General features: G+C 60.5%; 10 protein-coding genes. 7 read left to right on the top strand and 3 right to left on the bottom strand.

Going from position 1 to position 11,594, the window contains the following annotated elements:
* Positions 1–23: 23 nt before the first annotated feature.
* Positions 24–1,418: a class II fumarate hydratase gene (locus AC4IHP_RS13815; RefSeq protein ID WP_016770937.1), complete on the bottom strand. Its 1,395-nt coding sequence runs from the start codon at positions 1,416–1,418 to the stop codon at positions 24–26.
* Positions 1,419–1,609: 191 nt separating this feature from the next.
* On the opposite strand from AC4IHP_RS13815, the gene AC4IHP_RS13810 reads away from it, so the two are divergent.
* From AC4IHP_RS13810 to AC4IHP_RS13780, 7 genes are all read left to right on the top strand, one after another.
* The gene (locus AC4IHP_RS13810) at positions 1,610–2,131 is read left to right on the top strand and encodes a DUF2059 domain-containing protein (RefSeq protein WP_039760068.1); all 522 of its coding nucleotides are present in this window, start codon (positions 1,610–1,612) and stop codon (positions 2,129–2,131) included.
* A gap of 12 nt (positions 2,132–2,143) precedes the next feature.
* Complete coding sequence (locus AC4IHP_RS13805) at positions 2,144–2,443, top strand: BolA family protein (RefSeq protein ID WP_041478259.1); 300 nt, start codon at positions 2,144–2,146, stop codon at positions 2,441–2,443.
* A 165-nt stretch (positions 2,444–2,608) separates the two neighbouring features.
* Positions 2,609–3,550: an oxygen-dependent tRNA uridine(34) hydroxylase TrhO gene (trhO, locus tag AC4IHP_RS13800; protein WP_490831928.1), complete on the top strand. Its 942-nt coding sequence runs from the start codon at positions 2,609–2,611 to the stop codon at positions 3,548–3,550.
* A 35-nt stretch (positions 3,551–3,585) separates the two neighbouring features.
* Entirely contained in the window at positions 3,586–4,188 is a 603-nt protein-coding gene (locus AC4IHP_RS13795) for a DsbA family protein (RefSeq protein ID WP_177180902.1), read from the top strand.
* Entirely contained in the window at positions 4,181–5,998 is a 1,818-nt protein-coding gene (locus AC4IHP_RS13790; RefSeq protein ID WP_490831927.1) for an ABC transporter ATP-binding protein, read from the top strand. The genes AC4IHP_RS13795 and AC4IHP_RS13790 overlap by 8 nt, the downstream gene beginning before the upstream one ends.
* A 137-nt stretch (positions 5,999–6,135) precedes the next feature.
* On the top strand, positions 6,136–8,595 hold the full coding sequence (locus AC4IHP_RS13785; RefSeq protein WP_490831926.1) for an EAL domain-containing protein: 2,460 nt from the start codon (positions 6,136–6,138) through the stop codon (positions 8,593–8,595).
* Between the two features lie 79 nt (positions 8,596–8,674).
* Complete coding sequence (locus AC4IHP_RS13780) at positions 8,675–9,436, top strand: iron-containing redox enzyme family protein (protein WP_490831925.1); 762 nt, start codon at positions 8,675–8,677, stop codon at positions 9,434–9,436.
* Positions 9,437–9,539: 103 nt separating this feature from the next.
* On the opposite strand, the gene AC4IHP_RS13775 is transcribed toward AC4IHP_RS13780, so the two are convergent.
* Positions 9,540–10,466 (bottom strand): GGDEF domain-containing protein, encoded by a 927-nt coding sequence (locus AC4IHP_RS13775; RefSeq protein WP_024013877.1) that lies wholly within the window; start codon positions 10,464–10,466, stop codon positions 9,540–9,542.
* A gap of 362 nt (positions 10,467–10,828) precedes the next feature.
* On the bottom strand, positions 10,829–11,569 hold the full coding sequence (locus AC4IHP_RS13770) for a YciK family oxidoreductase (RefSeq protein WP_490831924.1): 741 nt from the start codon (positions 11,567–11,569) through the stop codon (positions 10,829–10,831).
* Between the last annotated feature and the right edge of the window lie 25 nt (positions 11,570–11,594).

Here is an 11,594-nt window from a genome sequence, read left to right as displayed (position 1 = left end):
GCCGAAGGCTGCGATCTTTTGCTTTAGCCCTTGGCGCCAGCCTCGATCATGTTCTCCGGGCGCACCCAGGCATCGAACTCTTCATCAGTCAGATAACCCAGCTGCAACGCCGCCTCACGCAAAGTCAGCCCTTCGCTGTAAGCCTTCTTGGCGATCTCCGCCGACTTGTCATAACCGATGTGCGGGTTCAGCGCGGTCACCAGCATCAGCCCACGTTCCAGATGCTTGGCCATGACCTCCGCATCCGGTTCGAGCCCGGCGATGCAGTGCTGCTGGAAGTTGCTGCAGCCATCACCAAGCAGACGGATCGACTGCAGCAGGTTGTGGATGATCACCGGTTTGAACACGTTCAACTGCAAGTGCCCCTGACTGGCAGCGAAACCGATCGCCACGTCGTTGCCGAGCACCTGGCAGGCGAGCATCGACAGCGCTTCGCACTGGGTCGGGTTGACCTTGCCGGGCATGATCGAACTGCCCGGTTCGTTGGCCGGCAGCTTCACTTCAGCGAAACCTGCGCGAGGACCTGAGCCCAGCAGACGCAGGTCGTTGGCGATCTTCATCAAGGCCACGGCGAGGGTTTTCAGCGCGCCGGACAGGGTCACCAGCGGTTCATGGCCGGCCAGTGCAGCGAACTTGTTCGGCGCGGTGACGAACGGCAGACCGGACAGTGCTGCGAGTTCGGCGGCAATCGCCTCACCAAAGCCGTGCGGTGAATTCAGCCCGGTGCCGACCGCAGTGCCGCCCTGAGCCAGTTCGCAGACTGCCGGCAACGCGGCACGAATCGCGCGCTCGGCGTAATCCAGTTGCGCGATGAAGCCGGACAGTTCCTGACCGAAGGTGATCGGCGTCGCGTCCATCATGTGCGTGCGCCCGGTCTTCACCAGTTTCATGTGCCGCGCCGCCAGTTCGGCAAGGCCGCCGGACAGCTCGGCAATCGCCGGCAGCAGTTGTTCCTGCACCGCTTTGGCGGTGGCGATGCTCATGGCGGTAGGGAAGCAGTCGTTGGAACTTTGCGAGCGGTTGACGTGATCGTTGGGGTGCACCGGCGACTTGCCGCCGCGCGGGTTGCCGGCCAGTTCGTTGGCGCGACCGGCGATCACCTCGTTGACGTTCATGTTGCTCTGGGTGCCGCTGCCGGTCTGCCAGACCACCAGCGGAAACTGCTCGTCATGCTCGCCGGCGAGGACTTCATCGGCGGCCTGTTCGATCAGGCGGGCGATGTCGGCGGGCAAGTCGCCGTTGCGGTCGTTGACCCGCGCGGCGGCTTTCTTGATCAGGGCGAGGGCGTGCAGCACCGGTAGCGGCATGCGTTCCTGACCGATGGCGAAGTTGATCAGCGAGCGTTGCGTCTGAGCACCCCAGTAAGCGTCGTCCGGGACCTCGATCTGGCCCAGGCTGTCGGTTTCGATACGGCTCATCGTGCACACTCCTGTTGGTCTGTTGGCGCAATTTAGGCCGGCGTCGGCCCGGGTGGTTCCATCGACTCGATTGTTGACCGCAAAACCCCGCCAATCAAGCGCGGCAAGGGCCGGGGGTTGAGCCACAGCGATTGTTAGGCGCAGAATGGTCGCCCTTGGGGTTCGACCTCGCTTTGCTTAAAGGAAACTCGATGACTCGTCTTCGCGCCATCTGTACCGCGGTTGCACTGGTTTGCGCCAGCGGCCAGGTGCTTGCCGATACCGCCAGCCACAACGCCAGTGCCGAAGCTTTCCTGACGCTGGCTCACGCTGACAAGCTGGGCACCCCGGTGTACATGCAAGTGCAGCAAATGTTCGCCCAGCGCTTTGAACAGACCAAAGCCCCTGAATCGAAGAAAGCCGTGCTTGAAACCTACCAGGCCAAGGCCAACGCCGCGCTGGACCAGGCCATCGGCTGGAACAAGCTCAAGCCGGACATGGTCAAGCTCTACACCAGCAACTTCAGCGAATCCGAGCTCAAGGACCTGGTTGCTTTCTACCAGTCGCCACTGGGCAAGAAAGTCCTGGAAAAAATGCCGCAGCTGACCCAGCAATCGGCGCAGATGACCCAGGGCAAACTGGAAAGCGCGGTGCCTGTGGTCAACAAGCTGCTCGACGACATGACCAAAGAGCTGGACCCGAAAGGCGCTGCTGCGCCGGCCAAGAAGAAGTAAGCGGAGTTCGTGATGACCATGCAACAACGCATCGAATCGACGCTGGCCCTGTTACAGCCTGAGCACCTGCAAGTGCTGGACGAAAGCCACATGCACAGTCGCGGGTCGCAGACCCACTACAAAGCGGTGGTGGTCAGCGCGCAGTTCGAAGGCCTGAACCGGGTCAAGCGCCACCAGAAAGTCTACGGCACGCTCGGCGAGCTGATGGGCGAGTTCCATGCGTTGGCGCTGCACACCTATACCCCGCAGGAATGGGCAGAGATCGATGGCGCCCCGGCGTCGCCGACCTGTGCAGGAGGGGATCAGCGGTAAGCTTCGAGCTGCAAGCTTCAAGCAGAATCAAAAGCAGCGACGTACCGCTTGAAGCTTGGAGCTTGCAGCTGCTTTTTTGCTAGAATCCCGACGCGCCGCTTAGCCGGCGCGTTTTTTTTGAATCCGGTTCACCCTTTGCGAGGGTAGCCACCTGGAGAAATACCCATGACACAACCGATTGTCGTGGCGGCACTGTACAAGTTCGTCACCCTCGAAGATTACGTTGACCTGCGCGAGCCACTGCTGCAAGCGATGGTCGACAACGGCATCAAAGGCACCCTGCTGATCGCCGAAGAAGGCATCAACGGCACGGTTTCCGGCAGCCGCGAAGGCATCGACGGTCTGCTCGCCTGGCTCAAGAACGATCCACGCATGGTCGACATCGACCACAAGGAATCGTACTGCGACGAACAGCCGTTTTATCGCACCAAGGTCAAGCTGAAGAAAGAGATCGTCACCCTCGGCGTCGAAGGCGTTGACCCGAACAAGAAGGTCGGCACCTACGTCGAACCGCAGGACTGGAACGCGCTGATCAGCGACCCGGAGGTGCTGCTGATCGACACGCGCAACGATTACGAAGTGTCGATCGGCACCTTCGAAGGCGCCATCGATCCGAAAACCACCAGTTTTCGCGAGTTTCCCGACTACATCAAAGAACACTTCGACCCGGCCGTGCACAAGAAGGTCGCGATGTTCTGCACCGGCGGCATTCGCTGCGAGAAAGCCTCGAGCTACATGCTCGGCGAGGGTTTCGAAGAGGTTTATCACCTCAAGGGCGGCATCCTGAAGTACCTCGAAGAGGTGCCGCAGGAAGAAACCAAGTGGCGCGGCGACTGCTTCGTCTTCGACAACCGCGTCACCGTGCGCCACGACCTGACGGAAGGCGACTACGATCAATGTCATGCCTGCCGCACACCGGTCAGTGTTGAAGATCGCGCCTCCCAGCACTACGTCGCGGGTATCAGTTGCCCGCATTGCTGGGACAAGCTCAGCGAGAAAACCCGGCGCAGCGCCATCGATCGGCAAAAGCAGATCGAACTGGCCAAGGCGCGCAACCAGCCGCACCCGATCGGCTACAACTATAAGCAAGCATCCACCGAGGCTTAACCATGTCTGCGCGCCTGCTCTATGTGATGGATCCTATGTGTTCATGGTGCTGGGGGTTTGCTCCGGTGGCCAAGGCACTGGTCGAGCAGGCGCAGGCAGCCGGGGTCGAGCTGCATCTGGTGGTGGGCGGCTTGCGTACCGGCAGCGGTTCGGCGCTGGAGCCGACCACGCGGCGCTATATTCTCGAGCACTGGCAAGCGGTCACCGAGGCCACCGGCCAGCCGTTCAAGTTCGACGGCGCGCTGCCCGACGGTTTTGTCTACGACACCGAGCCTGCCTGTCGCGCCATTGTCACCGCGCGCAGTCTGGCGCCGGATTGCGCGTGGACACTGGTCGGGCTGATCCAGCAGGCGTTTTACGCCGAGGGTCGCGATGTCACCCAGGCCAGCGTGCTGGTCGAGCTGGCGGAACAGGCCGGGGTGCCGCGTATCGAATTCGCGGCGTTGTTCGATCATGCCGATCAGCACAAGGCGACCCAGGCTGATTTCACCTGGGTACAGGATCTGGGCATCGCCGGTTTTCCGACTCTGCTGGCCGAGCGCAACGGGCAACTGGCGCTGCTGACCAATGGCTATCAACCGCTCAGCGAGCTGTCGCCATTGCTCGGCCGCTGGCTGGAGCGTGCGGCCTGTGTCTGACCGCGCCGATGACACGCCATCCGTAGAGCGTGTCGACCGGCTGAGCTGGGCTGAAGTCCGGCGTCTGGCACTGCATCACAAGAAATCCCTGTGGATCGCCAACGGCGTGGCCGTGCTGGCGACGCTGTGCAGCGTGCCGATTCCATTGCTGCTGCCATTGCTGGTCGACGAAGTGCTGCTCGGCCACGGCGATGCTGCGCTGAAAGTCATGAACCATTTCCTGCCGGGCATGTGGCAGCAGGCAGCGGGTTATATCGGCCTGATGCTGGTGGTGACCCTGACCTTGCGTTGCAGCGCCCTGTGTTTTGGCGTGTTGCAGTCGCGGCTGTTCGCGCGGCTGGCCAAGGACATCGTCTACCGCATTCGCGTGCGCCTGATCGAGCGGCTCAAGCGCATTTCCCTCGGCGAGTACGAAAGCCTCGGCAGCGGCACGGTGACCACCCACCTGGTCACCGATCTGGACACCCTCGACAAATTCGTCGGCGAAACCCTCAGCCGCTTCCTCGTCGCCATGCTGACGCTGGTCGGCACCGCCAGCATCCTGATGTGGATGCACTGGAAGCTGGCACTGCTGATTCTGCTGTTCAACCCGCTGGTGATCTACGCCACGGTGCAGTTGGGCAAGCGCGTCAAGCATCTGAAGAAACTGGAAAACGACAGCACCTCGCGCTTCACTCAGGCGCTGAGCGAAACCCTCGATGCGATTCAGGAAGTGCGCGCCGGCAACCGCCAGGGCTATTTCCTCGGGCGCCTCGGTTTGCGCGCGCAGGAAGTGCGCAACTACGCAGTCAACTCGCAGTGGAAAACCGACGCCTCAAACCGCGCCAGTGGTTTGCTGTTCCAGTTCGGCATCGACATCTTTCGCGCGGCGGCGATGCTCACCGTGCTGTTTTCCGACCTGTCGATCGGGCAGATGCTCGCGGTGTTCAGTTACCTCTGGTTCATGATCGGCCCGGTCGAACAGCTGCTCAATCTGCAATACGCCTATTACGCAGCGGGCGGCGCGCTGACGCGGATCAATGAACTGCTGGCGCGCGCCGACGAGCCGCAGTACCCCGGCGGCGTCGATCCGTTCAAGGGCCGCGACACTGTCGGCATCGAGGTACAAGGCCTGAGCTTCGGTTATGGCGACGAGCTGGTGCTGGATCAGATGAACCTGTCGATCCTGCCCGGTGAAAAAGTCGCGATCGTCGGCGCCAGCGGCGGCGGCAAAAGTACCTTGGTGCAATTGCTGCTGGGCCTGTACACGCCAGCGGCCGGGACCATTCGCTTCGGTGGGTCAACTCAGCAGGAAATCGGTCTGGAGACCGTGCGCGAGAACGTCGCGGTGGTGCTGCAGCATCCGGCGCTGTTCAACGACAGCGTGCGCGCCAACCTGACCATGGGCCGCATGCGCAGCGACGAAGCCTGCTGGCAGGCTCTGGATATTGCGCAAATGGCCGCGACCATTCGCGCGCTGCCCAACGGCCTCGACAGCATCGTTGGTCGCTCCGGCGTGCGTTTGTCCGGCGGCCAGCGCCAGCGTCTGGCGATTGCGCGGATGATTCTCGCCGAGCCTAAAGTAGTGATTCTCGACGAAGCCACCTCGGCCCTCGACGCCGCCACCGAGTACAACCTGCATCAGGCGATGGCGAAATTTCTCAATGGCCGTACTACGCTGATCATTGCCCATCGCCTGTCGGCGGTGAAACAGGCCGACCGGGTGCTGGTATTCGACGGCGGGCAGATCGCCGAGGACGGCGACCACCGCCAACTGATCGCCGACGGCGGTCTGTACGCCAAGCTCTACGGCAACTTGCAACAGCATTGATCGAAACCCTTGCCGACCTGTCAGACGTTCTGCGCGCGGCGTACAGCCGCGCCTTGCCTTGAACGAGAACCCCACCTAGTCTCGTCATAGCGAATTCGCCCGGAAGGCGAGCAGGCAGTGCTCATGCAAGGAATCTCATGAAGCAAAAGCAGACTCTGGGAACACCACGGTTGTTGGGTATCGTCTGGCCCTTTATTGCTGTCGTGGTGTTCCAGGCATTACTGGGGGGCGTGAGCCTTTATGTGCTATCGGCCGTGCGTGGCTACGTGGCTGGCGAAAGCCTGTGGTCCAAGAGCCAGAAAGATGCCATCTATTACCTGAACCTCTACGCCGACAGCCGTGACGAGGCGATCTACCGCAAATACCTGTCGGCGATCGCCGTGCCGCAGGGCGGGCACCAATTGCGTCTGGCGCTGGATCGCCAGCCGCCGGATCTGCAAGCCGCGCGCGAAGGCATCCTCAAGGGCGGCAATCACCCGGACGACGTCTCCAGCCTGATCTGGCTGTACCTCAATTTTCGCCATTTCAGTTATCTGGAAACTGCGATAGATCGCTGGACAATCGGCGATGCGTATCTCGACCGATTGCACGAAGTTGCGCAGGAGATGCATCAAGGCATTGCGCAGAACCGGGCCAGCCCCGGCGATGTGCAACGCTGGAAAGTACAGATCTTCGCGATCAACGATGCAGTGACTCCAGCCGCCAGAGCCTTCAGCGATGCCTTGGGCGAAGGCTCGCGGGTGATCATGCGCCTGCTGCTGTTCACCAACCTGGCCACCGCGCTGGGTCTGATCGTGCTGGCGCTGTGGCGCACGCACAAACTGCTCAAGCAGCGCCATGAGTTTGCCCAGGCGCTGCAGCTGGAGAAGGATCGCGCGCACATTACGCTACAGTCGATTGGCGATGGCGTGATCACCACCGACGTCAACGGCGCGATTGATTACATGAACCCGGCCGCCGAGGTCATGACTCACTGGAAGGCCGAACAGGCGGCGGGCCTGCCGTTGTCGGCGCTGTTCAACCTGCTCGACGAGAACGCCCAGACCGAAGGGCTGACCTTGATCGAGCACATTCTCAGCGGCCAGCTCAGCGGCGGTAGCGAACATTCCAAATTGATCCAGCGTCTGGACGGCAGCACGTTGTCGGTGACCCTGGTCGGCGCGCCGATCCGCAATGCCGGGAATGTCAGCGGCACGGTGCTGGTGCTGCACGACATGACCCAGGAGCGGCAGTACATTGCCAATCTGTCCTGGCAAGCGACCCATGATGCGCTGACCGGTCTGGCCAATCGCCGCGAATTCGAATATCGACTCGAACAGGCCTTGCATAACCTGACACGCCAGCCAGGGCGGCATGCGCTGATGTTCCTCGATCTCGACCAGTTCAAACTGGTCAACGACACCTGCGGGCATGCGGCAGGCGATGAATTGCTGCGGCACATCTGCACGCTGTTGCAATCAGACTTGCGCGAGGGCGACACGCTGGCCCGGCTGGGCGGCGACGAGTTCGGCATTCTGCTGGAGAACTGCCCGCCGGAGGTGGCGGAGAAGATCGCCGAGAGCCTGCGCCAGACCGTGCAGAACCTGCACTTTGTCTGGAAAGGCCGACCGTTCCTGACCACAGTCAGTATCGGCCTGGTGCATGTGGCGCAGAATCCGACCACCCTCGAAGCCTCGCTGCGCGCGGCGGACATGGCTTGCTACATGGCCAAGGAAAAGGGCCGCAACCGCGTGCAGGTCTATCACGCCGACGACTCAGAGCTTTCCATGCGTTTCGGTGAAATGGCCTGGGTGCAGCGCCTGCACATGGCGCTGGAAGAGAACCGCTTCTGCCTTTACGCCCAGCAGATCGCTCCACTCAAACCGCATGCAGGTCAGGCCGGACACATCGAGATTCTGCTGCGTTTACATGATGAATCGGGGCGGATGATTCTGCCTGACAGCTTTATCCCGGCGGCGGAGCGATATGGTTTGATGACCCAGTTAGATCGCTGGGTAGTTCAAAATGTTTTCAAGGTTATTGCTCAGTGCATTGAACAGGAACATGAACTTCCTTTAGCGATGTGTGCGATTAATCTGTCAGGCATTACTATCGGAGATGACGCCTTTTTGCACTTCCTGCGGGAACAGTTTGCTAACTACGCTATACCGCCTGAAATGATTTGTTTTGAAATTACTGAAACCAGTGCAATTGCAAATCTTGGCAGTGCAATTCGTTTTATCAATGAACTCAAAGGCTTAGGTTGCCACTTTTCGCTGGATGACTTTTGTGCCGGAATGTCTTCATTCGCTTACTTGAAACATTTGCCTGTAGACTTCCTGAAGATCGACGGGAGTTTCGTAAAGGACATGCTGGACGACCCGATTAATCGGGCAATGGTCGAAGTGATCAATCACATCGGCCATGTTATGGGTAAGCAGACAATTGCCGAGTTTGTTGAAACTAACCAGATCGAACAGGCGTTGCTTGAAATAGGTGTGGATTACGCTCAGGGGTATGTTATTGAGCGGCCACAGTTGTTTACCTGTGACAGTTTGCAAAGTCGCCCTGCCAGACCGCAGCCGTTGTTGTTCAAAGCGCCTGGCACGTTCCGTTGAAGTCTCTCGCCGATCCTTGCCATCACAACTCAAAAGGAGCCGAACAGTGATCGACACATTCAACCGAACCGGACCCCTCATGGAAGCTGCAAGTTATCCTGCCTGGGCCCAACAGCTCATCAAGGATTGCAGCCAGAGCAAGCGCCGGGTTGTCGAGCATGAACTTTATCAGCGCATGCGCGACAACAGACTCAGCGCGAAAACCATGCGCCAGTACCTCATCGGCGGCTGGCCGGTGGTCGAGCAGTTTGCCTTGTACATGGCGCAGAACCTCACCAAGACCCGCTTCGCCCGCCATCCCGGCGAGGACATGGCGCGGCGCTGGCTGATGCGCAATATCCGCGTCGAACTCAATCACGCTGACTACTGGATGCACTGGAGTCGCGCCCATGGCGTCAGCCTCGAAGATCTCCAGGCCCAGCAAGTGCCGCCGGAGCTGCACGCGCTGAGTCACTGGTGCTGGCACACCAGCTCGGCGGATTCGCTGATCGTGGCGATTGCCGCGACCAACTATGCGATCGAAGGCGCGACCGGGGAGTGGTCAGCGGTAGTCTGCTCGACCGGGGTCTACGCGGCGGCGTTCCCGGAAGAGGACCGCAAGCGCGCGATGAAGTGGTTGAAGATGCACGCCCAGTACGACGATGCCCACCCGTGGGAAGCGCTGGAAATCATCTGCACCCTGGCCGGCATGAACCCGAGCAAGGCCTTGCAGGCGGAACTGCGTCAGGCGATCTGCAAGAGCTACGACTACATGTACCTGTTCCTGGAACGGTGCATGCAGCTCGAAACCTCGGAGCGGTTGCTGGTCAACCGCGAGCGCAGGACCGTAACCGAAAGCTGATTGAAACTGTGGGAGCGAGCCTGCTCGCGAAAGCGGTGGGTCATTCAACGACTCGTTGTCTGACGCTCCCTCTTCGCGAGCAGGCCCGCTCCCACAATGATTTTTAGCCGGCCATCGCCAGCCGGTTCCGCCCCTCGCGCTTTGCGACATACAACGCACTGTCGGCCCGGCGCAGCAAGCTGTCCGCCGATTCGCCCGGCAGTAACGTCGAGCATCCCAGGCTCACGGTGATCTCGATCAACTGACCATCGGCAAAGTATTCCTCCGACTGCGTCGCCTGGCGCAAACGCTCGCCAACCATTGCCGCCGCTTCGCGACCGGTGTTGGACAGCAGGATCAGAAACTCTTCGCCGCCATAACGGAACACCATGTCGACGTTGCGCAGTTGCGCCTTGATCGACGCCGCAATGGCTCTGAGCACCTCATCACCGGCGCCATGCCCGTGGTCATCGTTGACTCGTTTGAAGTGGTCGATGTCGAGCATCAGCACCGACAGCGGCTGCGCATGGCGGCGCGACATATCGATTTCGCGCTGCAGGGTCTGCTCCATGGCCACTCGATTGCCGGCACCCGTCAACGGGTCGCGCAATGCACTTTGCGTTGCAGCGCGGTACAGCAGAGCGTTGCGCATCGGGTACAGCAGGCACGACAGCAGCGACTCGAGGTCGCCCTGTTCCTTGTCGTTGAAACGCTGATTGCGGCGAAAGACCAGCTCGCCCATGTGCTCGCCTTCGTGGCTGAGGGTGTAGCTCACCGAATGGTGGCCGCGTGCACCGAACTCGAGGCGCAGGTCACTGGCCTGATGCACATAGCTCAGGGCGTCCAGTGGCACCAGGCGTTGGATTTCGCGGAAGAACAGGCCAAGGATGCGCTGAGGCTCCAGGCTGGTTTGCAGTTGCAGGCTCATTTGCTGACGCAGTTGCGCCAGGCTGGTCGGGCGCTCGATCAGCGCCGGAAGTTGACCGAAGCCCAGGCGCTGCAATTTGGCACTGTCAAAGTCAATTGCATGGGTCTGGGAAGGAGATTTCATATGGCGTGAGCCCCTAAGCAGTAAGTCTGTCTTACAGGCTGGGTGAGAGCGGCTATGGGCTGCGCGTCGTACTGATCCATCAGTCCCGTAGGACGATTGGCGTAAGTTTAGTCTGCCGCAAGACGATCAGTCAGCTATCGAAATCGGCGTCTGCCCCATGGCCATCACACGGCATGTTTTGAGGGAATTTAGAGCGAAACCCGTGCCATTCGGTTCGATTTTATTTAAAGCTTTTCGAATCAATGAGTTGCTGGCGGCTCACGGAATGCCGCGCTGGGTTATTGGCGGCATTGCGAGGGTTTTAAGCGGCAATGGCTTGCCGCGACAGCATTCTGCCGCGGCAACAAATGCGACGTATGGCGCTACTGGGCGTTGAAAGCCTGGCCATTGACGCCCGCGCTGTCGGGGCCCATCAAGTACAGATACACCGGCATGATCTCTTCCGGGGTCGGATTGTTCAGCGGATTTTCCCCCGGATAAGCCTGCGCGCGCATGCTGGTGCGTGTGCCGCCCGGGTTGATGCTGTTGGAGCGTACCGGCGCAACGCTTTCCACTTCATCGGCCAGGGTTTGCATCAGCCCCTCGGTGGCAAACTTCGAAACACCGTAAGCGCCCCAATACGCGCGGCCCTTGCGCCCGACGCTGCTGGAAGTGAACACCACCGAGGCGTCCTGCGAGAGCTTGAGCAGTGGCAGCAGGGTGCTGGTCAGCATGAACATGGCGTTGACGTTGACCTGCATGACGCGCATGAAGTTTTCGCCGGAGAGTTGCTCGATCGGCGTGCGCGGGCCAATGATCGAAGCGTTGTGCAGCAGGCCGTCGAGGTGGCCGAACTCGGTTTCGATCATCGCTGCCAGCTCATCGTACTGATGGGGCAGGGCGGTCTCGAGATTGAAAGGGATCACCGCCGGTTGCGGGTGGCCCGCTGCTTCGATTTCGTCGTAGACCTCGGTCAGATTGGCTTCGGTCTTGCCCAGCAACAGCACGGTCGCACCGTGAGCGGCATAGGTTTTCGCCGCAGCTGCGCCGATGCCGCGCCCGGCACCGGTGACCAGAATGACCCGATCCTTGAGCAATTCAGGGCGAGCGGTGTAATCAAACATAAAAACCTCATAGTCCTTTTGATTT

It is taken from the genome of Pseudomonas sp. UF-293 (genome assembly GCF_058245595.1).
Note: the sequence above shows the minus strand (reverse complement) of the source record. Positions and strands in the feature narration are given on the sequence as shown.